The 25,697-nt window shown below is 67.0% G+C and carries 24 protein-coding genes; 9 read left to right on the forward strand and 15 right to left on the reverse strand.

The window, feature by feature from the left end:
* Positions 1-646: 646 nt before the first annotated feature.
* From ACQPXH_RS06785 to ACQPXH_RS06795, 3 genes are all read right to left on the reverse strand, one after another.
* Complete coding sequence (locus tag ACQPXH_RS06785) at positions 647-1,384, reverse strand: ESX secretion-associated protein EspG (protein WP_433601450.1); 738 nt, start codon at positions 1,382-1,384, stop codon at positions 647-649.
* Entirely contained in the window at positions 1,384-3,165 is a 1,782-nt protein-coding gene (locus ACQPXH_RS06790) for a hypothetical protein (RefSeq protein ID WP_433601451.1), read from the reverse strand. Before ACQPXH_RS06790 ends, ACQPXH_RS06785 begins: the two co-directional genes overlap by 1 nt.
* A 135-nt stretch (positions 3,166-3,300) precedes the next feature.
* On the reverse strand, positions 3,301-4,494 hold the full coding sequence (locus ACQPXH_RS06795; RefSeq protein ID WP_433601452.1) for an FAD-dependent monooxygenase: 1,194 nt from the start codon (positions 4,492-4,494) through the stop codon (positions 3,301-3,303).
* Between the two features lie 112 nt (positions 4,495-4,606).
* Between ACQPXH_RS06795 and ACQPXH_RS06800 the strand changes: the two genes are divergently transcribed.
* Positions 4,607-5,353: a TetR/AcrR family transcriptional regulator gene (locus ACQPXH_RS06800; protein ID WP_433601453.1), complete on the forward strand. Its 747-nt coding sequence runs from the start codon at positions 4,607-4,609 to the stop codon at positions 5,351-5,353.
* A 17-nt stretch (positions 5,354-5,370) separates the two neighbouring features.
* Positions 5,371-5,790, forward strand: coding sequence for a limonene-1,2-epoxide hydrolase family protein (locus tag ACQPXH_RS06805; RefSeq protein ID WP_433601454.1), 420 nt, complete (start codon positions 5,371-5,373; stop codon positions 5,788-5,790).
* A gap of 2 nt (positions 5,791-5,792) precedes the next feature.
* Here ACQPXH_RS06805 and ACQPXH_RS06810 read toward each other — a convergent pair whose 3' ends face one another.
* The gene (locus ACQPXH_RS06810; RefSeq protein WP_433601455.1) at positions 5,793-6,065 is read right to left on the reverse strand and encodes a hypothetical protein; all 273 of its coding nucleotides are present in this window, start codon (positions 6,063-6,065) and stop codon (positions 5,793-5,795) included.
* Between the two features lie 281 nt (positions 6,066-6,346).
* On the opposite strand from ACQPXH_RS06810, the gene ACQPXH_RS06815 reads away from it, so the two are divergent.
* From ACQPXH_RS06815 to ACQPXH_RS06825, 3 genes are all read left to right on the forward strand, one after another.
* Positions 6,347-7,741 (forward strand): PhoH family protein, encoded by a 1,395-nt coding sequence (locus ACQPXH_RS06815; RefSeq protein ID WP_433601456.1) that lies wholly within the window; start codon positions 6,347-6,349, stop codon positions 7,739-7,741.
* Positions 7,742-7,897: 156 nt separating this feature from the next.
* Positions 7,898-8,434 carry an LGFP repeat-containing protein gene (locus tag ACQPXH_RS06820; protein WP_433601457.1) on the forward strand — a complete coding sequence of 179 codons (537 nt, stop codon included), beginning with the start codon at positions 7,898-7,900 and terminating at the stop codon, positions 8,432-8,434.
* Positions 8,435-8,582: 148 nt separating this feature from the next.
* Entirely contained in the window at positions 8,583-9,452 is an 870-nt protein-coding gene (locus ACQPXH_RS06825; RefSeq protein ID WP_433601458.1) for an acyl-ACP desaturase, read from the forward strand.
* Between the two features lie 45 nt (positions 9,453-9,497).
* Here the strand turns inward: ACQPXH_RS06825 and ACQPXH_RS06830 are convergent, their stop codons facing one another.
* The 3 genes from ACQPXH_RS06830 to glpX form a co-directional block, all read right to left on the reverse strand.
* Entirely contained in the window at positions 9,498-10,904 is a 1,407-nt protein-coding gene (locus ACQPXH_RS06830; protein WP_433601459.1) for a class II fumarate hydratase, read from the reverse strand.
* A gap of 190 nt (positions 10,905-11,094) precedes the next feature.
* Positions 11,095-11,658: a YbhB/YbcL family Raf kinase inhibitor-like protein gene (locus ACQPXH_RS06835; protein WP_433601460.1), complete on the reverse strand. Its 564-nt coding sequence runs from the start codon at positions 11,656-11,658 to the stop codon at positions 11,095-11,097.
* Positions 11,659-11,772: 114 nt separating this feature from the next.
* Positions 11,773-12,816: a class II fructose-bisphosphatase gene (glpX, locus tag ACQPXH_RS06840; RefSeq protein ID WP_433601461.1), complete on the reverse strand. Its 1,044-nt coding sequence runs from the start codon at positions 12,814-12,816 to the stop codon at positions 11,773-11,775.
* A gap of 134 nt (positions 12,817-12,950) precedes the next feature.
* On the opposite strand from glpX, the gene ACQPXH_RS06845 reads away from it, so the two are divergent.
* The gene (locus ACQPXH_RS06845) at positions 12,951-13,517 is read left to right on the forward strand and encodes a DUF4245 domain-containing protein (protein ID WP_433601462.1); all 567 of its coding nucleotides are present in this window, start codon (positions 12,951-12,953) and stop codon (positions 13,515-13,517) included.
* Here ACQPXH_RS06845 and ACQPXH_RS06850 read toward each other — a convergent pair whose 3' ends face one another.
* The 5 genes from ACQPXH_RS06850 to ACQPXH_RS06870 are packed head-to-tail and all read right to left on the reverse strand — an operon-like array spanning position 13,518 to position 16,524.
* Positions 13,518-13,910 carry a type II toxin-antitoxin system VapC family toxin gene (locus ACQPXH_RS06850; RefSeq protein ID WP_433601463.1) on the reverse strand — a complete coding sequence of 131 codons (393 nt, stop codon included), beginning with the start codon at positions 13,908-13,910 and terminating at the stop codon, positions 13,518-13,520. It lies immediately after the preceding gene.
* Positions 13,910-14,209 (reverse strand): type II toxin-antitoxin system Phd/YefM family antitoxin, encoded by a 300-nt coding sequence (locus ACQPXH_RS06855; RefSeq protein ID WP_433601464.1) that lies wholly within the window; start codon positions 14,207-14,209, stop codon positions 13,910-13,912. The genes ACQPXH_RS06850 and ACQPXH_RS06855 overlap by 1 nt, the downstream gene beginning before the upstream one ends.
* A gap of 49 nt (positions 14,210-14,258) precedes the next feature.
* Positions 14,259-14,501 carry an exodeoxyribonuclease VII small subunit gene (locus ACQPXH_RS06860; RefSeq protein ID WP_433601465.1) on the reverse strand — a complete coding sequence of 81 codons (243 nt, stop codon included), beginning with the start codon at positions 14,499-14,501 and terminating at the stop codon, positions 14,259-14,261.
* Between the two features lie 2 nt (positions 14,502-14,503).
* Entirely contained in the window at positions 14,504-15,877 is a 1,374-nt protein-coding gene (gene xseA, locus ACQPXH_RS06865) for an exodeoxyribonuclease VII large subunit (protein ID WP_433601466.1), read from the reverse strand.
* Positions 15,878-15,900: 23 nt separating this feature from the next.
* Complete coding sequence (locus ACQPXH_RS06870) at positions 15,901-16,524, reverse strand: lipid droplet-associated protein (RefSeq protein ID WP_433601467.1); 624 nt, start codon at positions 16,522-16,524, stop codon at positions 15,901-15,903.
* Between the two features lie 219 nt (positions 16,525-16,743).
* Here ACQPXH_RS06870 and ACQPXH_RS06875 point away from each other — a divergent pair, with 219 nt between their 5' ends.
* On the forward strand, positions 16,744-17,754 hold the full coding sequence (locus ACQPXH_RS06875; protein WP_433601468.1) for a 4-hydroxy-3-methylbut-2-enyl diphosphate reductase: 1,011 nt from the start codon (positions 16,744-16,746) through the stop codon (positions 17,752-17,754).
* Between the two features lie 103 nt (positions 17,755-17,857).
* Here ACQPXH_RS06875 and ACQPXH_RS06880 read toward each other — a convergent pair whose 3' ends face one another.
* Together ACQPXH_RS06880 and ACQPXH_RS06885 are read right to left on the reverse strand one after the other, a co-directional pair.
* Positions 17,858-18,829, reverse strand: a complete 972-nt coding sequence (locus tag ACQPXH_RS06880; protein WP_433601469.1) for a DUF6542 domain-containing protein — start codon at positions 18,827-18,829, stop codon at positions 17,858-17,860.
* A 56-nt stretch (positions 18,830-18,885) separates the two neighbouring features.
* The gene (locus tag ACQPXH_RS06885) at positions 18,886-20,043 is read right to left on the reverse strand and encodes a DNA recombination protein RmuC (RefSeq protein WP_433601470.1); all 1,158 of its coding nucleotides are present in this window, start codon (positions 20,041-20,043) and stop codon (positions 18,886-18,888) included.
* Positions 20,044-20,298: 255 nt separating this feature from the next.
* Between ACQPXH_RS06885 and ACQPXH_RS06890 the strand changes: the two genes are divergently transcribed.
* Positions 20,299-21,480 carry an exonuclease SbcCD subunit D gene (locus ACQPXH_RS06890; RefSeq protein WP_433601471.1) on the forward strand — a complete coding sequence of 394 codons (1,182 nt, stop codon included), beginning with the start codon at positions 20,299-20,301 and terminating at the stop codon, positions 21,478-21,480.
* A gap of 214 nt (positions 21,481-21,694) precedes the next feature.
* Positions 21,695-24,997, forward strand: coding sequence for an AAA family ATPase (locus tag ACQPXH_RS06895; RefSeq protein ID WP_433601472.1), 3,303 nt, complete (start codon positions 21,695-21,697; stop codon positions 24,995-24,997).
* Positions 24,998-25,299: 302 nt separating this feature from the next.
* Here the strand turns inward: ACQPXH_RS06895 and ACQPXH_RS06900 are convergent, their stop codons facing one another.
* A complete protein-coding gene (locus tag ACQPXH_RS06900) occupies positions 25,300-25,569 on the reverse strand; it encodes a hypothetical protein (RefSeq protein WP_433601473.1) in 270 nt (89 codons plus the stop codon).
* Between the last annotated feature and the right edge of the window lie 128 nt (positions 25,570-25,697).

The raw sequence follows: 25,697 nt of genomic DNA on the forward strand, positions 1-25,697 counted from the left end.
GCCGCAGTGGCAGCTGGTCGTGCTCATCGGTTGCCGGACCGTGCATCGGTCCGATGAGATGCTTACCCGCCCGGGCTGGTAGCGAGAAAGTCGGCGGTCGCAACAACCCGGCGTGCAATGGTTCAGAGAGGCAGGGGGTGGCCGGGTTCCAGGATGCGGACGGTGATGCCGGGGCCAGGTCAGCGGTGGCATCGCGATAGAGGTCGGGGCGGGTAGTTCCGCAGTGCCCCCAGATCGCAGTGGGCGTGGCTGATCACGATGCCCGCTTGTGCGGCACCTCGATGGCCTAGTGTTCGTCGAGTTCGCCTCGGCCGCAGCATATTTCGGGGTGGACCGGACTGCGGCCACCCGCACGGCGGCGGCTCGTGTCGTCGAATCGGATCAGGTTCCACGACAACCGGATTCAGAGCTGAATACCCTTTCGGACCGATCGGCGAGCGTCCCCCGGATCTCGCCGATGGCGACCGCGACGTAGCGCGCAGTTGGCCGTCGTCATCGCGGCGCCGCAGGTATTCGTGTCGCTGTCGGTGAGCAGATTGCCTCGACATCGTAGAGCGGGTGGGGCTGTGCCCTCGGTCATCTCGGCGGTGGTGGCGACGATTCCCACGAAAGCGTCGCTGACTGGATCTTTCCGCGCCCGCGAGTTCTATTGGTCGACGCGGGCTTTCGCTCGGACGATGGACTCGTCCAGGTAGCGGGTGATGTCGGCGCTGGTGGCGGGGCGGATCATGCGGGCGCGGTTGGCGGGGACTTCGCAGTAGCGGCCGGCCTTGGTGTCGATCCAGCGGAGTTTTCCGGTGCGCAGGGGTTCGGCATTGCGCGGGCCGACCAGGACGGTGGCGGTGCCGCTGGTGTCGCAGGGTTGGCGCCAGAAGCGGCGGTAGCGGTCCTGGATCGCGCGGGCGGGGGAGTTGCCGAAAGGGTCGGGGCGGTCGTCGTTGAGATCGTCGAGGAGGTAGCTCTTTTCGGCCGCGGTGCCGGGTGGTGGATCGGGGAGCAGGCGGATCAATTCGGTGGCGAGTTGGTCGACGCGCACGCGGCGCAGCCGTACTTTGCCGCCATCCGGAGCCGCAGCCTGCAGCGCGATGACCCCCGGTCCGGTGCGGGTGGCGCAGCCGATGGCGCGCAGTTCGAGCGCGCCGCGGGTGTTATCGATGCCGAACAGCTCGATGCGCCACTCGGGTTTGGCGAGCACCCCGATGGCCCGCTGCAGCGACGCATTGTCCTCACGGTGCAGTTCCGCGCGGAATTGTCGCTGGTAGGCCCGATATTCGTGGAGGCCGGCGAAGCGGCTGGTGAAGCGGAACGGAAAGGGCATGCGATCCAGGCCGGTGCCGAACCAGGCCGCCGCGAATTGCTCGGCGGACAAGGTCCACTGCGTCATCATTGCGCCCCGAGTACGGGCGGCACGGTCTTCTCCATTTCGCCGATGAGCTCCTCGCCGTGCTCCTCGGTGCGCAGATACTTCGCCGACTTGTGTTCACCGTCCTCGCCCCGACGGGTACGCGCGCCAGGCGGAAGCATCCCGGAGTATCCCGTGGTAGCTGGCGCACCCACCCGGCTCGGCGTGCTCGGCTGAGCAGCCGTCGCTCCCGGTGTGGTGCCCGGCACCGACCTGCCAGGACTCGGAGTCTCGCCGGTGTTCGGCGCACCGCCGGGATTGGGCGCACCGCCGGGATTGGGCGCGCCACCGAGACTGGATGCGCCACCGAGACTGGATGCGCCACCGAGACTGGATGCGCCACCGAGACTGGATGCGCCACCGAGACTGGATGCACCGCCGGGATTGGGCGCACCGCCGGGATTGGACGCGCCACCAGGACCGGACGCGCCACCGAGACTGGGGGAAGCGCCCGTCGAGGTCGAGGTTCCCGGCCCGATCCCGCCGGATGTGACTGTGGTCGGTGACTGCGTACCGGCCGCCGAGGGGATGGCCGAAGTTGCGGATGTATGGGTAGCGGACGCGGGCGCGGTCGATGAGTCGTTGTTCTGACTCGACGAAATAGATTGCGGGGCAACAGCTTCGGCTCGAGCGGACCCATCAGCCTTATCTGTGCCCCCGCTATTGTTCGGATCTCCGGCCTTACCGGTGTCCGCTGCTTTACCCGTATCCCCGGCGCCGCTGGTCTCTTCCGCTTTGCTGGAATTCTCGGCCCCGCTGCTGCCCTCCGCTTTACCTGTATCCGCAGCCTCGCTGTTCCCCTCCGTCGTACCTGTATTCCCGGCTTTGCCGGAATCCCCAGTTCGACCGGTGCCGTCCGGTGTGCCTGCGTGTCCTGCTGTGCCGGAATCTCCAGTTCGGCTGGTGCCGTCCGGTGTGCCTGCGTGTCCTGCTGTGCCGGAATCTCCAGTTCGGCTGGTGCCGTCCGGTGTGCCTGCGTGTCCTGCTGTGCCGGAATCTCCAGTTCGGCTGGTGCCGTCCGATGTGCCTGCGTGTCCTGCTGTGCCGGAATCTCCAGTTCGGCTGGTGCCGTCCGATGTGCCTGTGTGTCCTGCTCTGCCGGAATCTCCAGTTCGGCTGGTGCCGTCCGATGTGCCTGTGTGTCCTGCTCTGCCGGAATCCCCCTGGCCGGTGCCCTCCGCCGGGCTCGTATCCCCGGCATTCCCGGAGTTCCCACCCGGCAAAGCCCCCAGCACTCCCGAAAACCCCGACTCCCCAGAAATTGGATTGACCGGCGGCGGCAACGTAGGAATCAACGGCGCTGTACTCCCATAGGGTTGGATATAAAACGTGCTCATATCGTCCCGAGCCTGCTCCTCCTGCGAATTCCGCAGCTCGGGCCCCCGCGCACTATCCGAACTATCCACCACTGGTGGCACCGCCACCTTGAACCGGCCCGCCGCGCTCACCGCCGCCGACAGCGGTGTCGACTGCTGATCCAGTGACGCGCCCAGCTCACCGACGCGCGCGGCATACTCCCGAATGCCGCGCACCGCCCGGTCGGCCGCCGCGCCCTCCCAATGTTGATCCGCTGCTTGCTGAATCGCGGTTTCGAACTGCTGTCCGGCCTTGGTCACCGCTGCCGCGATGGTGGCCCAGGCATCGAACGCACCGTCCAGTCCGCCCGGATTCATCTGGTCGGCCGCCTGTTTGATCTCCGCGTGCGAAAAGTTCTGCGCGTTCTCGGGATTGGTGATCGCGCGGCCGTCCATCTGTGCTGTCATGGCCGAGCCAGCCCCTTCCGTCAGTGCCGTCTGACCTTATAGACGCACTCGAGCCCACCCGGGTTCCATCGAAACACAGCCGATCTCGCCGCGCCAGACCATTCGGTCCGCTGCAGGGCGCCGGTGCTACCGATGTCAGTTCGCATTGGCGGCCGCGACCAGCGCTGGGTAGTCCGGCAGCTCGATGGTCTTGACGTTTTCGGTCATTTTCACCATCTTGTCGAACATCCACGAGTGCAGGAACCAGTTGCGGAACTTGATGCCGAGCGCGGTCTTCGGTGCGAAGAAGCGGCCCGCGTTGCTGTAGTCCGCGAGTTTGCCGAGCGAGTGCATGAGCCCGTCGTAGCGTGCGAAGGCAATCCGGTAATCGCCGTCGGCGAGCGCGAGTTCACCGGCCATGATGTAGGCGCCCTGCACTGCGAGGCCGGTTCCGAAGCCGCCCAGGGTGTTTCCGTAGCCGGCATCGCCGACCAACGCGACCCGGCCCCGGCTGTAACTCTTCATCTTGCGCACCATGCTGATCGAGTCGAGGAAGAAGTCGTCGAACTCCGCCATTTCGGCGAGCATGCGCGGCGCCTCCCAGCCGACCTCGGCAAAGGTCTGCTCGATGATGTGCCGCTGCGCCTCGATGTCGTCGCGGGCGTAGTCGAGTTCGGGCGAGGCGAAGATGTAGAGCTGCTGTGCCTTCGAGCCTCCGGTGATGACGCATTTGCCCGGCTCGTTGTAGCCGTAGGCCGTCACCCGCTCGGGTGTGCCCTCGGACTTGGTCGCCCACGGGCTCGCGCCGGCGACGCAATAGTAGTGGCCGAGGTGCTTGACGAATTCCTTTTCCGGTCCGAACGCCAGACGCCGTACCCGCGAATGGATGCCGTCGGCGCCGAAGACCAGATCGAAGCCGCGCGGCGCGCCCTTCTCGAATTCGACCCACACACCGTCGTCGGTCTCGGTCAGTGCGCTGATCGAGTCGCCGAATACGTATTCGCAGTCCTGGTAGGTCTTTTCGTACATGATCCGCGCCAGATCCCCGCGCAGGATCTCTACGTCGCCGCCGGTGAAATCGCCGGAGATGAGCGCCTGCTGCTCGCCCTTGCCGTCGACGATCGCGATATCGGTGGTGCCGGTGCGGTGTGCGTAGACCTCGTCCAGGATGCCCATCCGCTCGAGCACCTTGTGGTGGGTCTCGCCGGTGAAATCGACGGCCTGGCCGCCCGGTCGCAACTGGGGTGCCCGCTCGACCACCGTGACGGCGAAGCCATAGCGGCTCAGCCAGTAGGCGAGCGCGGGGCCGGCGATGCTCGCGCCGGAGATGAGAACGGTCTTGTTGCGCATGATGTCTCCCGAGGTCATTATCTGCGTCCGGCGGAATTAGTATCCGCCGGACGCAAATTAGAGTATGGTGGACGCAGTTACTTGTCAACATGCAATGCGTAAGGATGTGGAAATGCCTGCACCGACCACCGTCGAACTGCTCTGGGGCACCCAGCAGCGGCCCAAGCGCGGACCCAAGCCCGCGCTGTCACTGGAGAAGATCGTCGCGGAGGCCATCGCCCTCGCCGATGCCGAAGGACTGGCGAACCTGTCCATGCAGCGCCTGGCCGAACGCCTCGGCTTCACCAAGATGTCGCTGTACCGGTATGTGCCGGGCAAGGAACAGCTGACCGCGCTGATGGTGGATGCCGCGATGGGCGATCCGCCGGATGTCAATGCGGCGCACGAGAATTCGAATGAGCAGCGGTGGCGAGCCGGACTGCGCCGCTGGGCCGAGACGATCTTCGAGCGCTACAGCGCGCACCCCTGGTCGATCAGCCTGACCATCGGCGTGCGTGCGGTCGGCCCCAATGAAATGGGCTGGATGAATGCCGCGCTGACCGCCCTCGACGGCACCGGGTTGACCGGGCCGGAGCGGCTGGACACCATTGTGCTGCTCAACGGGCACATCCGCAGCCTCGTGCAGCAGGTGACGACCGGGGACCGGCAGGAAACGGCGCAGCAGATCGCGGGCCAGTTCGCCGAGATGATGGCCGCCGCGGGCGACCGGTTTCCCCTGGTCTCCGCCGCCTTCGCGGAGGAGGCCGCCGCGACCGGTGCGCCGCCCGCGAACGAGGGCCCGGGCGATGCGCTGAACTTCGGCATCGACCGAATTCTCGATGGTCTGGGTGTCCTCATCACCGACCGCCGCCGACTCTAGCGGCTTAGGCTCAGTGCATGACCGACGAACTGGAACTGAAGCAGGACGCGATCACCACGGTGCGGGAATTCTTCGCCGCACTCGAGATCGGCGCGGTGGAGGAGGCACTGGACCTCCTGCACCCCGATGTCGTCTGGAAGAACACTTCACTGCCGACGGTCGGCGGCGGCCTCACGCGCAAGATCCTGCGCGGGCTGAACCGCGACACCATCGGCTTCGCCGCCGACATGCATCACATCGCCGCCGACGGCGACTTCGTGCTGACCGACCGCACCGATATCCTGCGCGTCGGCCCGCTGCGGATCGCGTTCTGGGTCTGCGGCACTTTCGAACTGCGCGACGGCCGAATCATCCTGTGGGACGACCACTTCAGCTGGGAGAACTTCCTGCGCGGCACCGCCGTCGGACTCTTGCGCGCCGCGCTGCCGCAACGCTGAGGTCAGGTGTGCTCGGCGAGGTATTCGAGGTAATAGGGTCGCAGGACCTCGGCGATCTTGCCATCGCCCGCGTGGATGTAGTCGTCGATCATCGGCAGCACGTACTTGATATCGGCCTCGCTCTCGCCGAGATTGCCCGCGGCGGCCTCGGCGGCCGGAATCGACTTCAGCAGCCGCCACAGATATTTGATGTCGCCGCGTCGCGCCGCGAGCCGGACCGCACGGTCGTGCAGCTCCTTGGACGACAGCTTCTCCAACTCCTCGTTACCGGCCATACCTGCGACTCTATCCCCTGCGCCAATGCGGGGTTAACGACAAATTCACGGACACGCCTACCTGTGCCCGAGCGGAGACCGGGCAGTCGGCGGTAGCGTCGTTGGTGCGGGCCGCGTCGGTGTGGCTCGTACGGGAGGTCCTGAACCGTGACTGAGCTACTCAGTACGAGGGGGCCGGCACCCGGCCCTCTGGGCATCTGACGCAAGTCGGATCCCATCAGGACGGACCGGTCCAGCGAGATCGTTCGTGCGGGTGCCGCGCGAACACAAAGGAGCCCACCGTGACTGCTGCACGCTCCGTTCCCGCTCCCTCGGCGCACTCCAGCTCCGCGAAAGGCGAAGCCGCCGCGAAGGGGGCCCGCCCCTCGCATTCCCAGAATTCCGGTGCGAAATCCTTCGTCATCGACACCTCGGTTCTATTGTCGGATCCCTGGGCTTTCACCAGGTTCGGCGAAAACGATGTCGTATTACCGCTGGTCGTGATCAGCGAACTCGAAGGTAAGCGCCACCATCACGAACTGGGCTGGTTCGCGCGGGAAGCCCTGCGCAACCTCGATGATCTGCGTCTGCAACACGGCAGGCTGGATCAGCAGGTGCCGATCGGCACCGAGGGCGGAACGCTGCAGGTGGAACTCAACCACACCGACCCCGCGGTACTCCCGGTCGGATTCCGCACCGATACCAATGACTCCCGCATCCTGGCCTGTGCGCTCAATCTGGCGGCCGAGGGCCGTCAGGTGGTGCTGGTGTCCAAGGACATTCCCTTGCGCGTCAAGGCGAGTGCGGTGGGTTTGCACGCCGACGAATACCACGCCCAGGACGTGGTGACCTCCGGCTGGGCCGGAATGGCGGAGATCGATGTCTCCAAAACACAGATCGATCAGCTCTACACCGAGGCCGTGCTCGATCTGGACGAGGCGCGGGAACTGCCGTGCCACACCGGAATCCGGTTGCTCGGGGCTAGCTCCAGCGCCCTTGGCCGGGTCACGCCGGACAAGCGGGTGCAGTTGGTGCGTGAACGCGAGGCGTTCGGACTGCACGGCCGCTCGGCCGAACAGCGCATCGCACTGGATCTGCTGTTGGACGAGAGCGTCGGCATCGTCTCGCTCGGCGGCCGGGCCGGCACCGGCAAGTCGGCGCTGGCTCTGACGGCCGGTTTGGAGGCGGTGCTCGAGCGTCGCACACAACGCAAGGTGGTGGTGTTCCGTCCGCTGTACGCGGTCGGTGGGCAGGATCTCGGCTATCTGCCGGGTTCGGAGAGCGAGAAGATGGGCCCGTGGGCGCAGGCGGTCTTCGACACGCTCGACGGGTTGGCCAGTCGTGAGGTGATGGAGGAGGTGCTCAGCCGCGACATGTTGGAAGTCTTGCCGCTCACCCATATTCGCGGTCGCTCGCTACACGATTCGTTCGTGATCGTGGACGAGGCGCAGTCGCTGGAGCGCAATGTGCTGCTGACGGTGCTCAGCCGACTGGGCACCGGATCGCGCGTCGTGCTCACCCACGATGTGGCCCAGCGCGACAACCTACGGGTCGGTCGGCACGACGGTGTCGCCGCGGTGATCGAAAAGCTCAAGGGGCATCCGCTTTTCGCGCACATCACGCTGACCCGTAGCGAACGGTCGCCGATCGCGGCGCTGGTGACCGAGATGTTGGAGGAGTACGGCCCGAGTGCATAGCTGGTAGCAGCAACTACCCAGGGTGTGTTTCCTATCACAATCGAGCGGGTAGTATCCGCGTGATACCTGTTCAGCGACGGCCCGGCGAGTCTCACATCGATTCGCCGGGCCGTTGCCGAGCATCGGCTCAGGCTACGCGCGACGAGAGGGATGGAAATGCACCACTTCGCTCGACGAACGGCTGGATTCACCGCGGTCACCGCGGCCGTGGCACTGCTGCTGGCCACCGGCTGCGGCAATGACGACGACAAGGACAAGAACACCGCCGCATCCATGACGACCACCTCGGCGGCCGCCCACGGCGAGGAGCACATGTCCGGCGCGGCGGAGGAGACCAAGATCGCCACCGAGGGCGGCGACATCACCGTCTCCGGCATCATCTTCGACAAGTACGTGCAGTCCGGCGGCCCGACCGGTCCGCTCGGCGCTCCGCTGAAGTCGCAGGAGGACGCCCCCGACGACGGCAAGTGGCAGGACTTCACCGGCGGCGCGATCGTCTGGAGCAAGGACAGCGGCGCGCACATCGTCTGGGGCGAAATCCGCAAGGCGTGGGAGGACAACGACGGCCCCGACGGCAAGATCGGGTACCCGACCAGCGACGAGAAGGACATCCCCGGCGGCAAGCAGAGCGATTTCGTCGGCGGCACCATCACCTGGGTGGACGGCAATACGACCGTCACGCCGAAGTCCTGATCCGCCCGGCGTCCGGGCGCTCACGTGCCATTATTGGTGAGTGCCTCGCGGTTCGCTCGAAAGAGCTGGTGCTTGTACGCTCGGACGCCGGTACCGATTCCTATTCGTAGATCCCCGCATCGCGGGGCCCAGCCGCTAGGTTGTGCTAGTGCAAACTCTCTTGACCGATCGCGAACTGCTCGCGTCCCTCGCCGATGAGGTGGAACTGAATCTGCGCCGCCACATCGCCGCCGCCGACGGCTGGCAGCCGCACGACTACGTGCCGTGGGACGACGGCCGCAACTTCGGCTTCCTCGGCGGAATCGATTGGGAGCCCGAGCAATCCGAGTTGAGCGAGACCGCCGAGCTGGCGCTGACGGTCAGCGTGCTCGTCGCGGACAATCTGCCCTCGTACCACCGTGAGGTCGGCAAGTACCTGCGCACCGGATCGTGGTGGCGCTGGGTCGGCCGGTGGACGGCCGAGGAGAACCGGCACGAGATCATGATCCGCAACTACCTCATGGTCACCCGGTCGGTCGACCCGGTGCAGTTGGAGCGGATGCGGATGGACCATATGACGAAGGGTTTCCGGCGTCCCGCACTGCACCTGCTCGACGTGCTCGCCACCTGCGCGTTCGAGGAGGCGGCCGCCGCCATCCGGCATCGCAACACCGCCGCGCTCGGGGAGAACAAGATGGTCACCGCCATCGCCGAGCGCATTGCCATCGACGATGAACTGCAGTCGATCTTCTTCGCGGACCTGATCACCGCGGCGTTCGGTGTAGCACCGGATCAGACGATGCGCGCCATCGCCGACAGCGTCGCGCGGTTCGAGGTGCCGTCGGTGGCGTTGCCCGATGGGCGCAGCAGCGATGATGTGCTCGCCGAGGCGGGCATCTACGACCGCGCCAAGGAGAACGAACTGGTCTTCGGCCCGCTGCTGGAGCGGTGGGAGTTCTTCACCCGCACCGGTCTCGGTGCGGACGGTGAGAAGGCGCGTGCGGAACTCGCGGGCCTGCGGGTCGGCTCGCCGGCCTGAGTCTCGAATCCGGTCGGCGCACGACTTGTGCGCCGACCGGTTTTTTTACTTTTCGTCCTCGACCCTGGCCATCGACAGCACATCCAAGCGGCGATCGAGTTCTTCCAGGGTGAGCTTCTCATCGAGCAGACCGCGATCGATCACGGTCTGACGGATGGTCTTCTTTTCCTTCAGTGCCTCTTTCGCGACCGCGGCCGCTTCTTCGTATCCGATGGCGGAATTCAGCGGCGTCACAATCGAGGGTGACGATTCGGCGAGGGTGCGCAGATGATCCTCGTTGGCGATCAGACCGCGGATGCACTTATCGGCGAACAGTCGGGACACATTGGCGAGCAGCCGAATCGACTCGAGCAGATTGCGCGCCATCACCGGGATGTAGACGTTCAACTCGAACGCGCCGCTCGCACCGGAGAACGCGACCGCCGCGTCGTTGCCGATCACCTGCGCGGCGACCTGGGTAACCGCCTCGGGCAGTACCGGATTCACCTTACCGGGCATGATCGAACTACCGGGCTGCAGATCCGGCAGCCGGAGTTCGCCGAGACCGGTCAGCGGGCCCGAACCCATCCAGCGAATATCGTTGGCGATCTTGGTGAGGCTCACCGCGACGGTGCGCACTGCGCCGGACGCCTCCACCAGACCGTCGCGGGCGGCCTGCGCCTCGAAGTGATCCTGCGCTTCGGACAGTGCGTCGAGATCGGTCGACAGCACCAGTTCCGCAACGACTTTCGCGCCGAAATCCGCGGGCGCGTTGAGGCCCGTGCCGACCGCGGTACCACCGATGGGCAGCTCACCTAGCCGGGGCAGCACGGCCATGATGCGTTCCATACCCGCCGCGACCTGGCGGGTATAGCCGCCGAACTCCTGGCCGAGGGTCACCGGCACGGCGTCCATGAGGTGGGTGCGCCCGGACTTCACGACGGTGCGCCATTCGGCCGACTTGTCCAGCAGCGCCAGCCGCAGATGCTCCAGCGCCGGGATCAGATCCTTGATGGCGGCCTCGGTGGCGGCGAGATGGGTCGCGGTGGGGAAGGTGTCGTTCGACGACTGCGACATGTTCACGTCATCGTTCGGGTGCACGGTCACGCCGTTGCCCTTCGCGATGGAGGCGATCACCTCGTTGGCGTTCATATTCGAGCTGGTGCCCGAGCCGGTCTGGAAGACGTCGATCGGGAATTGCTCGTCGTGCAGACCCTCGGCGATCTCGTTCGCGGCGGCGATAATGGCTTCCGCCTTGACCGGATCGAGCAGCCCGAGATCCTTGTTCACCTTGGCGCACGCGGCCTTGAGCAGGCCGAGCGCCCGGATCTGCGCCCGCTCCAACCCACGCCCGCTGATCGGAAAGTTCTCCACGGCCCGCTGCGTCTGCGCCCGCCACAACGCATCCACGGGAACCCGAACTTCCCCCATCGTGTCGTGCTCGATCCGGAACTGCGTCTCCTCGGTCGTCATAATCCCGACCCTATGCCGCACACGCCACTCGTGGGGCTACCACCCCTGACCCAATTCGCACACCGCCCCGCCCCGCTCCGCGAACACCCCGAAACCGCTCCCATCCCCCCCGGCCGATCAAGATCAGGTGGCATCAACCGAGTAGCCCCGCCACCAGTTCCACCTGATCTTGATTAGGGCGTCTGAGTGGTCACGGTCGTTCGTAGAATGCGTCGATCCGAGCATGGGCGAGTGCCTTGGCGGCGGAGAAGATGTGGCGCGGTTTCGATTTCGCGGCGGGCTTGCCGCCGATGGTGGTTATCGGCTCGGTCAGGGCGAAGAGTTGGAAGACGTAGCGGTGCGGTCCGTGGCCTTTGATCGGGGCCGGACCTTGGTAGCCGCGGCCGAAACTGGAGCGGAGGATGCTGACACCCGGCGCGGGAGCGTCGGCGCGCAGTCCGTCTCGGGGCAGTTCGGCGCGGGTCGATTCCAGCAGGGCCACGCAATGGACGAATGGCAATCCTGTTGGTGCGTCCGGGTCTTCGACGACCAGGAGGAGTTGCGCCGTACCGTCGGGCGCGGTCCACGCCAGCGCGGGGGATGCGTCTCGGCCACCGATCCGCTTGGACGCGTGCACTTTTGGCAGTGGCGACTCGTGGGTGAAATCCGGGCTGGTGAGTTCGAAGGTCGCGTCGGTGGCGAGGTTCGGCAGATGCCAGGCCAGGCCCTGCTCTCCGGCACGGCGGTTCTTCAACAGCTTCCCGACAATTGACACCGGATCTCCTTGGTCTGCTGGGGATTCCGGAGTTTACCGTGGTGGAAAGAGCGCCGCACATGGCGCAAAACGAGCCCGATCCGAAGTGAACCGGGCTCGATGCCTTCGAGAAGATCAGGGCAGCGGCGGCGCCGCATCCTCGTCGCCGACGAAATCGACCGAGGAGTATTCGCGGAGCTTGGTGAGGCGATGGTAGGCGTCGATCATGCGGACGGTGCCGGACTTGGAGCGCATGACGATGGACTCGGTGGAGGCGCCGCCGGGGTAGTAGCGGACGCCGCGTAGTAGGTCACCGTCGGTGACGCCGGTGGCGCAGAAGAAGACATTGTCGCCCGCGACCAGGTCATTGGTGGTGAGGATGCGGCCGAGGTCGTGACCCGCGTCGATGGCCTTCTGACGTTCCGCGTCGTCCTTGGGGGCGAGCATGCCCTGGAGCTCACCGCCCATACACCGCATCGCGGCGGCGGCGATGATGCCTTCGGGGGTGCCGCCGATGCCGACCAGGATGTCGGTGCCGGAGTCGGGGCGGGCGCAGGCGATGGCGCCCGCGACGTCACCGTCGGAGATCAGGCGGATGCGTGCGCCCGCGTCGCGGACCTCCTGGATCAGGTCCGCGTGGCGCGGCCGGTCCAGGATGCAGACGGTGAGATCGGACTTCGACAGGCCCTTGGCCTTGGCCACCCGGCTGATGTTTTCGCCAATCGGGGCCGAGATATCGATCACGCCCGCCGCGTCGGGGCCGACCGCGATCTTGTGCATGTAGAACACCGCGGACGGGTCGAACATCGCACCCCGCTCGGCGACCGCGAGCACCGCTATGGCGCCGGGCGAACCCTTCGACATCAGCGTGGTGCCGTCGATCGGGTCGACCGCGAAGTCGACCTCGGGACCGGTGCCGTCGCCGACCAGCTCACCGTTGTAGAGCATGGGCGCTTCGTCCTTCTCGCCCTCACCGATGACCACGATGCCGCGCATGGAAACGGAGCTGACCAGCTGCCGCATGGCGTCGACGGCCGCACCGTCGCCACCTTCCTTATCGCCGCGGCCGACCCAACGGCCCGCGGCCATCGCACCGGCCTCGGTGACCCGGACCAGTTCGAGCGCGAGGTTGCGGTCCGGCGCCTCGCGGCGGCTGGGTGCGGGCGAAGATGCCGTCATTACGGTGTGCCTCCTACGGTCGTTGCTACCGCTGATTCTCTCAGAAGCGTGACCGTTCTCGATCAGGTACTACCGTTCCAGATCTGGGACCACCTGTGCATGAGTGCCCCGGACCGCGCGTGGATACTGGGAGCGTGTCGTACCAAAAGCCGCGAATTCTCAACGACTACCGGGATCTGTTCTGGTCACTGATCCCGTTGGTGCTGATCGCCGTGGTCTTCGCGGGGCTCGCCAGCCAGTGCAGCTTCGCGGGGAAAGGACCGACAGAGGGGCAGATTCCGCACTTCGACGTGACGGCCGCACTGGCCAACGACGCGAAGACCATGCCCTTCCCGATCCGCAATCCGAGCCTGCCCGAACATTGGACTCCGAACTCCGGTAGCCGCGACACGATCACCACCACCGGCGGCGGGCCGGTCAGCACTGTTGGTTTCATCACACCGCAGGGCACGTACATGCGGATGAGCCAGAGCAGCGCGACCGAGGAGGCGCTATCGCGCTTCGTGCTCGGTTCCCGCTACGGCACCGGCACCGAGCAGGTCGGCGACCAGAAGTGGGTCGTCTACGCCGAACAGGGTTCCGAGACGGCGTGGATCGCCGACTTCGGCCAGTCCCGAGTGCTCATCACCGGCGCGGGGAACCAGGCCGCGTTCACCACGTTGGCCGCGGCCATCGGCGCAGGCCAGCCGCTCACGCGCTAGTCAGAGCGGCGCTGCCCATGTCAAACCGGCGGCCTCTGCCGCGGCGCCGAGGCGCTTGTCATACGTGACGAATGCGATCAGATCGGTGGCTAGTTCCAGTGCGGTGGCCAAGTGCAGCGCATCGAGGCTCCGGACTGTTGCGGGTGATACCGCTGCGGCATCGGCCCGTACGATCTCATCCATTTCGAGCCTGTCCACGCGAGCTAGGACGGCCGGTACGTGAATGAGGTCGGCCGGTTCCGCCACACGCACCGCGCGGACCAGTTCGACTTCCACCAGCGAGGAAGCAACCCAGGGCTCTTCGGGGCGATCATCGAGCCAACTCGCGAGTCCGGCGGATTCCGATTCCAGATGGACCAACTTCACCAGAGCGCTGGTGTCCAGATAGATCATCAGTAGCGCTCGTCGTCGCGCAGAGCCTGCAGTGCCGCGCTCGCGCTGCCCTCCGTATCGATCGGTGCATCGTTCAGCCGTCGGCGTACCTCGGCAAGCAGATCCGCACGACCCCTGGTGGCCGGGCGCATCCGGCGCTCGATGAGCAACCGCGCCCGAACGTCTCGCTCGGGATCGACAGGGACGATCCGGCCGATGATGGTGCCGCGCTCGGTGATATCGATGGTTTCCCCCGCTTTGACCAGCGCCATACATCGAGCTGTGTGATGCGAGAGTTCGCGGATGGGGATAGCGGTCATCAGCCCATTGTGACACAAATTTGTTACACAACGGTGGCGCGGCGGATGGTCACCCGTCGGTTTCGAGGTCGGTGCGAGAGAGGGCGTTTTCGACCCGCTGACGCGCGCCCGCCAGATGTTCCTCGCAGCGGGTGGCCAACGCCTCCCCGCGCTCCCACAGTGCGAGGGATTCGTCCAGGTCGAGGCCGCCCTGTTCGAGCATCTTGACGACGTTGACCAGTTCGTCGCGGGCACGTTCGTAGCCGAAGGTGGAGATCTCGGCCAGCTCGTCGTCCTTGCCGGGGTCGGCCAAGGTCAGTTCCTCCCTGTGTCGGTCTCGCCCAATGCTCGGGTGCCCAGTGCTCGGGTGCCCAATGCTCGGGTGCCCAGTGCGGCGGCGGAGATCGCACCGTCGGCGACCCGGATCCGCAGCTGACTACCCGCGGGCGCATCCTCGATCGAGCGGACCACATGCCGCTCCTTACCGCTGACGCGCTGGACGACAGCGTAGCCACGGGCCAGCGTCGCGGCCGGTCCCACCGCGGTGAGTTTCTCCCGCAGGTGCCGGGTTGCGGTGGTTTCGGTGCTGATCAGATGGTCGGCGGTGCGGCGGGCGGCGGTGCGCAGGCGTTCGATCTCGTCATGGCGGCGGTCGAGTTCACGCAGCGGATCCGCCAGCACCGGCCGGGAACGCAACTGGGCCAGCGCCCTGGTTTCGCGGTCGACCCAGCCGCGCAGTGCTGCGGCGGCGCGGGCGCGCATATCGCGGACCCCGGCCAGTTCGGCGGCCGCGTCGGGCACGATGCGCTTGGCGGCGTCGGTGGGGGTGGCGGCGCGCAGGTCGGCGACCAGATCGCACAGTGGATTATCGGGTTCGTGACCGATCGCACTGACGATCGGCGTGGTCGCGGCGACGATCGCACGGCACAGCGTCTCATCGGAGAAGGGCAGCAGATCCTCGACGCTGCCGCCACCGCGGGCCAGCACGATGATCTCGACGGCCGGATCGCGATCGAGTCCGGCCAGCGCCTGCACCATTTGCGGTACCGCGGTCGGGCCCTGCACCGCGGTATTGCGTATTTCGAAACGCACTGCGGGCCAACGATTTCGGGCCACTGTCAGGACATCGCGCTCGGCGGCGCTTGCCCGGCCGGTGATCAGTCCGATTGTCTTGGGCAGGAACGGGATCGGCCGCTTCAGCCGGGGATCGAATAGACCCTCCGCAGCGAGCAGTGCCTTCAACCGTTCGATGCGGGCCAGCAGTTCGCCGATGCCAACCGGGCGAATCTCCATGGCGCGCAACGAAATCGTGCCGCGTCCGGTGAAGTACGCGAGTTTGCCGTACACCACCACCCGGCTGCCCTCTTGCAGCGGCACGGCGGAGCGGCGGATGAGATCCGGATGACAGGTCACCGACAGCGACATATCGGCGGCGGTATCGCGCAACACCAGGAATGCGGTGCTGGTGCCGGGACGCAGATTGATCTGGGTGATCTGGCCCTCCACCCAGATGCTGCCGAGCCGGTCGATCCACTGCGCGACCTTGATGGCCACCGAACGCACCGGCCACGGCTGTTCGGCGGAGTTGGCGGGAGCCGCTCGGTCGGGTTGGCCGGCGGATTCCCGGCCAACCGTCGACGAAGACGCGAGGGGTTCGGGCCCACCCGTCTCCCTGCCACCACTCCCCATCGAATCGCTCCGCGATGCTGAACTCATTGAGCCCGCACGGTGGCGATCCGGTTTGTCAGCATGGTCACGAACGGCGCCCTGGCACGCGTCTGCTGTTCGTACTCGAGCAGGGCGTTCAGATCATCGACAGTCAGCATGCGCAGGCGGGCGCGCAGCTGGGCCAGGGTCATATTGGCGTAGTCGTAGCGGGTGGCCACCTCGGGCTCGACGACCTCTGGTTCGGGCTCGGGCTGGGGTTCCGGGACCGCGGGAACCTCGGTCTCCGGGACGGCGATGGTCTGTACCGGGACGGCGTGACCATTGGTCTCACCGGCGCGGGCGGCATCGGCGGCGAAGTCGGTCGGTTCGTCGTCGTACAGGTCGAAACTGCTGGTGCGGGCGGGATCGGTGAGCTCCGGCTCGGTGTCCTCGTCGAAGGTGGCCCAGTCGGGCTGCTCGACGGGGGCGTTCGTGAGACGGTCGAATACGCTGTCGCCCTTGAGGGCGAGGCTGGTCACGAACTGCTGGACGTGCATGGTGGTCTGCAGCATCTGGCTGATCGCGGTGATCGGGAAATTCATTGCGGCAGTTGGTAGCCGACGGGTTTCTTCGATGGCGTATACGGCCGCGCCGGCGGCGACCCGGGCCAGGAACGGTGGTCGAAACATGCTCCTAGCCTGCCCGATACGGGATGCTATGCAAAGCACTGGTGTCACAGACACGGAATCTACTTTAGGCGCGCGCGGGGGCCCTGCGTGGTTACGCAGGCTGCCTGACCACGCGCGCCGGGGGTAGTGCATCATCCGGCGGTTTCGCCCGGTGCGAGTGTGTCGAGAACGACGCGACCGCGCGTCCACTACTCATCGGCCGCACGTAAGCTGAGGGGCATGTCTTCGGCCATCCCTTTGAACGTCGGAATCGCCAGCACGGCCGGTTCCGGATCCGCCGATGCCGACGGTGGTCAGCGTGTGCTGCTAGCCGAACCGCGTGGCTACTGCGCCGGTGTGGACCGCGCGGTCGAGACGGTGGAGAAGGCGCTCGAGAAGCACGGCGCCCCGATCTACGTGCGCAAGGAGATCGTGCACAACCGTCATGTGGTGGAGACGCTGCGTGAGCAGGGTGTGATCTTCGTCGACGAAACCGACGAGGTGCCCGAGGGTGCGCTGGTCGTATTCTCCGCGCACGGCGTCTCACCCGCGGTGCACGAGGCGGCGGCGGCGCGCAATCTGCGCACGATCGATGCCACCTGCCCGCTGGTGACCAAGGTGCATCAGGAGGCCAAGCGCTTCGCCCGCGACGACTACGACATTCTGCTGATCGGTCACGAGGGGCACGAGGAGGTCGAGGGCACCGCGGGCGAGGCCCCCGAACATGTACAGCTCGTCGACGGTCCGGACGCGGTCGACCGGGTCACCGTGCGCGACGAGTCCAAGGTGATCTGGCTCTCCCAGACCACGCTCAGCGTCGACGAGACCATGGAGACAGTGCAGCGGCTGCGCCAGCGTTTCCCCGCACTGCAGGATCCGCCGAGCGATGACATCTGCTACGCCACCCAGAACCGTCAGGTGGCGGTGAAGGCGATGGCGCCGGAATGCGATTTGGTGATCGTGGTCGGCTCGCGCAATTCGTCGAATTCGGTGCGCCTGGTCGAGGTTGCGCTCGGCGCCGGCGCGAAGGCCTCCTACCTGGTGGACTACGCCCGCGAGGTCGACCCGGCGTGGCTGGCGGGTGTGCGCACGGTCGGCATCACCTCGGGTGCGTCCGTGCCCGACATCCTGGTGCGCGGTGTGCTGGATATGTTGGCGGAGCACGGGTTCGGTGAGGTGCAGCCGGTGACCACCGCCAATGAGACGTTGGTATTCGCACTGCCGAGGGAGCTGCGGACGTCGCGGCGCTGAGCAGCGCCAACTGTTTTCGCCCGTCGCCAGTTTGCGTTGTCGAGGGTAGTCGAATGGTGGCTGTGGGTGAAGTTCAGAGCCGCCATTCGACTACCCTCGATGGCTAGAGGCTTTCTGGCCTGCGTCGCTCGGTCCGGCTCGAATCGCGTTCGCGATAGCGCACATTGGGCTGTGGATGGGGCGGTGCCTCGCCTCGCCTTCTTGCCGGGGTGCGGCTCGGATCGCCCTCTGCCCGAGGGGCCGCCGATCGGGCGGCCCGTGTCGTGTCGCCTTCGCCTCGAGCGGCTGACACCGATCGTGCGGCGCGTGTCGGTTCGGCCTCGCCCCGAGCCGCTGCCGCAGTGGGACGGGTGCTCGGTCGGCGCTCGCGGCTCGGGCGTTCGTCACCCCGGGCGCCCTTTGCGCCGCCGACGCGCGGTGGGGTGTCCGCTACTTCCGAACTACCGCGCCGACTCGGTCGCGGCAGATGCAGATCGGTATCGAGGTCGGAGGTATCGACCTGGGGACGGCGGGTGCGGCGGCGCGCGGCATCGGCGATCGAGCCGCCGTCGGCGCGCTCCGACCTGGTGCGTTTGGCCGCGTTGCTGCGGCCCCAACTGGTGCCGCGACGGGGTTCGTCGGCGCGGCCGGCGGCTTCCTCACGCCTGTGCAGCAGGATCCGCCCGGCGCCGATCGCCAGCACCAGCACGGTGGCCAGCGCCATGATCGGGAACCGGTTGACCAGCGGGATCGCAAGATTCAGCAGGATGTCCTTCAGGCCCGTCGAAGCGCCATCGGTGAGCTGCTGATAAGCCAGCGGCACCGCGACGAACAGCAACAGTGGTGGCAGCACCATCGCCGTGAAGAGCCCGCGATAGCGAACGGCGAGCACCGCCGCGACGCAGCCGAGGACGTATAACGTGTTGAACGTCGCGGTCAGCTCGTTATTCTCGCCGTGGGCATCGATCAGGAACCCCAAAAACGTGCACGCCACCGCGATCAGAACCGCCGCCCCTGCCGGAATCCCCGGCACCGAGGGCAGGATCGAACGATGCGGCGCGGGCACCCGGGTTCGCACACGTTGGGAAGCAGCCACCCCATGACACTAACCGCCGCCGCGTTCGGCGGCGTTACGGCACGGCCGTCGCAGGGCTAATCGTCGGCGTCGGCGAAGTCGACCGCCCGCGGCGATGAATCGACCCGATGGATTGCCGGCACCTCCTGCTCGGCTATTTCAAGATCGTGGAGTTTGCGGGCGGTGACCATCACCCGCGACTCGACCGAGGCGACGGTGTAGTTGAAAGCGTCTACGGCCTTACCGAGTTGCGCGCCGAGGCGGTCCAGATGTCGGCCGGTCATGCCGAGCCGGTTGTAGAGTTCGCGACCCAATTGCTGAACGGTAGCCATATCGCGGGACAGTGCTTCCTGACGCCAGCCGAAGGCGACCGTGCGCAACAAGGCGATCAAAGTCGTCGGAGTAGCGAGGATCACGTTGCGGCCGAACGCGTGCTCGAGCAAGCCGGAATCGGTGGTGAGTGCGGCATCGAGGAATGGATCCCCCGGCACGAACAGCACCACGAACTCCGGCGCGGGATCGAAGGACAGCCAATAGGCCTTATCGGCCAGCTGATCGATATGGGCACGCAGATGTTTGGCATGGCGGCCGAGCAGTTCGGCGCGCTCGTCCGGATCGTCGGTCATGGTGGCGTCGAGGTAGGCGGTGAACGGCACCTTGGCGTCGACCACGATCTGCCTGCCGCCTGCGAGATTGACCACGAGGTCCGGCCGCACCATGCCGGTGCGTTCGGTGGCCCCGTCGCTGCGCGCCGCCCGGCTCACCTGGGTGTCGAAATCGCAGTGCCGGGTCATGCCCGCCAGTTCCACCACCCGCTCCAATTGGATCTCGCCCCAGCGACCGCGCACCTGCGGTGCGCGCAGTGCGGCGACAAGCTGACTTGTTTGGCTGGTGAGCTGATGTGACGTGCGCTGCATCCCCGCGACCTGTTCGCGCAGACTCGAATAGGCGTTGATCCGGTGATGTTCGACCTGCTGGATGTGCTGGTTCAGCGTGCCGACTGCCTCGCGCAGCGGATCCACCATCGCTCCGATGGCGTGCGAATGTCGGCGTGCCGCATCCTCATTCGCCGCGGTGAGCGATTGCCGCAGTAGCCGCTCATTGTCGGTGGCGGCGGCCAGTCTCGCCTCAGCGGCCGTCGCGCGCTGCCCGGCGCGCGCGGCATGCCCGAGCCAGCCGAGCCCCACCCCGGCGGCGAACACCAGCATCAGTGCGACGAGCGTCGGTGCGGTCATAGCGCAGATAGTGCCCCATGGCACCGACAAGTTCGAAACCCGCGAGCTATCGGACAGCAGTTCGTCGACGAATGCCTGGAGCCGCAGATTCGTACCAGGCAGCGGGTCACCGAGCGGCAAGCAGCAAACAGGACGTTCGGATCTTGCGTCCACGCATCACCGACCACCCCGGAGCGAGCGGCCGCGAACACGCCGCGCCGAAGGCGCGGCCAAATTCTTGAGTGTTGTCGGTGCGATCGCCTACGGTTTCGCGGCATGCGGATGTTGCACACCTCGGACTGGCACATCGGGCGCACGTTCCATGGGGTCGATCTGCTCGCCGATCAGGCCGCCGCGCTCGCGGCCATCGCCGAATTGGTGGCCGCGGAATCCGTTGATGTCGTCGTACTGCCGGGGGACGTGTACGACCGATCCATTCCGAGCGCCGACGCGATCGCGGTGTGTATCCAGGGATTCGAGGCCATCCGTGCGGCCGGGGCGCAGATCGTCGCGACCTCCGGCAATCACGATTCACCGACGCGGCTCGGTGCCGGTGCGAGTTTCGCGGCCGCGGGCGGGTTGCATTTGCGCACGACGGTCGCCGCTGTCGATCAGCCCGTGCTGGTGTCCGACGAGCACGGCGTGATCGCCTTTTACGGCATTCCATACCTCGAGCCGGAAATCACTCGCGCCGAACTCGGTGTGCCGCAAGCGCGTTCGCATGCCGACATCCTGGACGCGGCAATGTGCCGAATCCGGTCCGATATCGCCGAGCGTCCCGGCACCCGCACCGTGGTACTCGCCCATGCCTTCGTGGTCGGTGCCGAGGCGACCGGTTCCGAGCGTTCGATTTCGGTCGGCGGCGTGGAGACGGTGCCGCTGTCGGCATTCGACGGCATCGACTACGTGGCGCTCGGGCATCTGCATTCACCGCAGACGCTCTCGGAATCGGTGCGCTATTCCGGTTCCCCGCTGCCGTATTCGTTCGCCGAGGCCTCGCACCGCAAGGCGGTATGGCTCGTCGACCTGGACGCAACCGGCCTGCATTCGGTGCGGCGCCGCGACCTCCCGCTCGTGCGCGGCCTGAGTCGTCTCAGCGGTACGCTCGACGAATTGCTCAGCGATGCAGCCTATTCCGAGGCCGAGGGGCACTATGTCTCGGCGACGCTGACCGACTACGCCCGCCCCGTCGACGCCATGCGCAAGCTGCGCGAACGCTTCCCGCATGCGGTGCACGTGGAATGGTCGCGCCCGGATGGAAGCCCGGAACTGCGCTACCGTGAACGCGTGCACGGTCGCCGCGACACCGAAATAGCGCAGAGCTTCCTCACCGACGTTCGCGGCGAACCCACCCCGGGTGAAATGGCCTGGCTGGAACGGGCACTCGCCGCGGCGATACGCGAACCCGACCGGGAGGTGCCGGTAGCGGTCACGCTTGCCGGGGAACTGTCCGCATGAGCGGCCGTCGTGGCTCGATGAGACCGGTCACCAGCGGATACCGCTTCGGAGAATCCGTGCCAGGCATGCCGAACACCCTTCGCGGCATGGGATATCACAACAGCTCTGCCTCGAGCGTGGGTTCTTCCAGCGGGCGCAGTGGATGCCCCCGGGTGCCCCGGAGGGCGCTGCGCGTGGTGTCCGCGACGTCGACCGCACTCGGCAGGGGCGCTGAATGAGGCTGCATCGGCTGGAGATGACCGCATTCGGCCCGTTCGCCGAGACCACGGTTGTCGACTTCGACGCGCTCGGCGCGGACGGGCTGTTTCTGCTGCACGGGCAGACCGGAGCCGGAAAGACGACGGTGCTGGACGCGATCGCATTCGCGTTGTACGGCAGCGTGCCCGGCGCACGTGGCGAGAGTAAGCGCCTGCATTCCGATCATGCCGACGAGCAGACGCCGCCCCGGGTCGTGCTGGAGGCGACGCTGGGTGGGCGACGAGTGCGGTTGACGCGCTCGCCGGAATTCCAGCGGCCGAGCAAACGGGCCAAAAGCGGCTGGGTCAAGGAGAATGCCGCAGCGACGCTGGAATGGTTGGACGGGCGCGGCGCGAATCTCGCTCGCCTGACCGATATCGGCGACGAGATCATTCGCCTGCTCGGCATGAGCGCGGACCAGTTCTTCCAGGTCGTGCTGTTGCCCCAGGGTGATTTCGCGCGATTTCTGCGCGCGGAGAACGAGGAGCGCGAGAAGCTTCTCGAAAAGCTCTTCGACACCGAACGTTTCGGCAGTGCCGAGCAGTGGTTGGCAGACAAGCGCCGGGCCTCGACCGCGGACGTGGAGTCGCGCGAGCAAGGCATCGATCGGTTGATCGCACAGGTCGCGGTGACGGCGGGGGAGACGGCAGCCGAAACCGTCGGGCCTCTCGAGGCAGTCGGCTGGTCGCAAGATCTGCTCGCGACCGCGCGTGCGGCACTCATCGCGACCGCAGCGGAAGCCGAACGGTGTCAACAGGAATCGGCGCGCATCAGGTCCCGCGCCGAGGAGCAACGCCGCCTGCACGAACTGCGCCGCCGTGTGGCCGCGGCCCGCGAGCGGCTCGATGAGTACGCAGCGGCCGCCGACCGCCGCGCCGAGCTGCAGGCCGAACTCGAATCGGCCCGCCGTGCCGCCCCGGTCGCCGAGGCCATCGATGCGGCCCGCGCCGCGGTAATGCACGCCAGGCGCAAGTCGGACGAAACCCACCGCATCGCAGCACGATTGGCCGCACTGCTCGCCGAACCCGCTGGCACCGATGTCGTGGGTAATGACCTGATCACGGTCGAGCGCGCGGCGGACGGAAAGCCGATCGTCGTCGCCGACGCGGATGTCGATGCGGCCATTCGACGGTGGAGTGCCCAGATCGGCGCGCTCGACGAGGTGAGCGCCGATGCGACGACCGCCACCCGGCTCACCTCCGAACTGGCCACGCTGCGCGATGAGGACACCGCACTCACCCGCCGCGTGGACAAGCTGACGCGAATGCGTCGGCAACTACCCGAATCGATCGCAACCATCGAGGCCCGGCTGCGCGAAACCACTGAGGCCGCGGCCGAACTGCCCACCTTGACCGCCGAATGCGAACGCCTGCAGGCCGCGGCGATGGCAGCGGTCGAACTCGCCGGTCGCAGAACAAGTCTCGATCACGCCCGGATCGAATTGGAGTCGGCCCGCGCGGCGCACCTCGATGCCAAGGAACGCGTACTCGACCTGCGCGAGCGCAGGCTGGCCGGGATGGCTGCCGAACTCGCCGGGCAACTGCTCGACGGCGAGCCGTGCACGGTATGCGGCTCGGCCGACCATCCAGCACCGGCTCGCGCCGCAGTCGGCGCGGTATCGAAGGACGCCGAGGATGCGGCGGCCACCGCCGAGCGCGCGGCCGAGGACACCCGCGACCGGGTGCTGGCGCGAATCACCGATCTGGAACGCGAAATCGACGCGCTGGTCACCCGCGGCGGCGATGCCGACCGCGTCGAACTGGCCGCCGCCCTGCGCGCCGCGACCGACCGCTACGAAGACGCCGCCGAACTCGCCACCTTGTCCGACAGCCTCACCGCCGAACTGTCCCGCCTGCGCACCGACGAATCGCGCCTGCACGACGAACTCCGCGAATCCGACACCCGCCGCAGCACCGTCACGACCCGCATCGCCGCCGCCGCCGCGCGCCTCACCGAACTCACCGACCGCCTGCGCACCGCCGCGGGCGCCGACGAAACTATCGACCGCCGCCGCGCCCGACTCGACACGCTGATCGGTGACGCCACCGCCCTCCGCGACGCACGCAATGACGAGTCAGCCGCAGTCGAGCAGGTCACCGCGGTCGCCGACCGGATCGAAAGCCTTGCGCTGGCAGCAGGTTTCGTCATCGAGCAGGCTGAGAACTCCGTCGCAACCGGACCGGGGGCAACGCCCGGTCTGGCGGCTGGTTCGAAGGTTTCGCGGGTCGCCGATCCGCGCGGCGTTGCCAATGGTATTGCGGGCGCCGATGCCGATGCCGATGCCGATGCCGATGGCACTGGCGCGGTCTCCGATTCGACTGAGAGGCGCGTCGATAATGCGGAGACCACCAGGGGTGCAGTCGGTTCGAGGTCAGCCGAGGATGGCACGCAACCGCGCGACGACGTGGCCTTATTGACGGCATACGCGCGGGTAGTCACCGCGGCGTCGCGAACCACCCAGCGGCAGAATGACATCGAAGCGGAATTGGTCGCCGCGGATCGGTCTCGCGCGCATGCCGAGGCCGTCCTCGCGGAGCCGGAGATCCAAGCCGCCGCCGCGACCGAACCCGGCGATCTCGCGGAGTTGGAGTCCGCCGTGGCTGTCGCGCAGGTCCAGCTGAACGCGGCTGTCGCCGCGCATGCGGAGGCCGCCCGGCGGGTGAACCTGCTGGAGGATTTGGGTGGTCAGCTGTGGGCCGCGGTCGATCGGATCGCCCCGGTACAGCGCGCCCACGAGGAACTGGCCGCACTCGCGGAGGTCGTCGCGGGCCGGGGCGAGAACAACCGTCGAATGTCGTTGCGCTCCTACGTACTTGCCGCTCGGCTCGAGGAGGTGGCATTGGCGGGTTCGGTTCGGCTGCGTCGAATGTCGGGCGGTCGCTACGAATTCGTGCACTCCGACAAGGCGGGCCCGCGCGGCCGCCGCGGCGGGCTCGGCCTCGATATCCGCGACGACTACACCGGTGCCGTCCGGCCCGCCAAAACCCTCTCTGGTGGCGAATCCTTCATGGCCGCACTGTCATTGGCGCTCGGCCTCGCCGACACGGTGGCGGCCGAATCCGGCGGCGTGGTGCTCGACACCATCTTCATCGACGAGGGTTTCGGCGGGCTCGATGCCGACTCCCTCGACGCGGTCATGGGCGTTCTCGACGAACTGCGCGCGGGCGGGCGCGTGGTCGGTGTGGTCAGCCACGTCGACGAAATGCGCCAGCGTATTCCGAGCCGCCTGCACGTCATCCGCGGTCGAGCGGGCTCCCGACTCCGCACCACCGTGGCCTGACCGCACATGCCGATCATTGCGTGGCAAGCGTGAGAACAGCGCTGGTCGGACCGGCAGCGGTCAAGCTCACGGCCGTCGTTCGGTTGCGTCCGAACTCGGCAGTACCTCCCGCGAAGAGCCCCAATGTCGACCCGCCGCAATCGTGCTCCGGCGGTGTGAATCCCGGCGGCGCCCGTGCAAGACCCTCGACTGCCTGGACGCCCGCCGGAAGATCGCCCGGTTCGGTCGATCCCACGTTGGTTCGAACATGCTCTCCCGAGCACTCGCGGACCGGTCCGGGACCGACGGGCAGCGATCTGACCTCAGGGTCCGTCGAGCCAGTAGAGGTTGCGCAGGACGATGGTCGTCGACTGGATGAGTTCCTGCAGCAGATTGTGGTCGAGCATAGTGCCGATGGGTTCGGCGAGTAGATCCCTGGTCAGCCCGGGGACCGGCTCGTGGCCGCAGGCACGGGCGTACTTCTCATCCGAGAGGCGCGCCCGAACGCGCCGGACTCGGCGGTCTTCCGCGAGTCCCGGTCGTAGCGCACCGTGACGTGGCCGTCGATGGTGCTGTCCCAACGGCAGGACCATCGACCGAATTCGAGGGCCGGACGCACCGCGTCGACCCCCGCCACCCGGCCCGGGGTCGGCACATCGACCGGTCGGTCTCGTCGGGGTTTGTGGCGGATTTCCGCTAGCGTCAGGTGTGGGTTGCTGCC

This window comes from Nocardia sp. CA-135953, assembly GCF_050955735.1.
In the GTDB taxonomy this organism is placed as follows: domain Bacteria; phylum Actinomycetota; class Actinomycetes; order Mycobacteriales; family Mycobacteriaceae; genus Nocardia.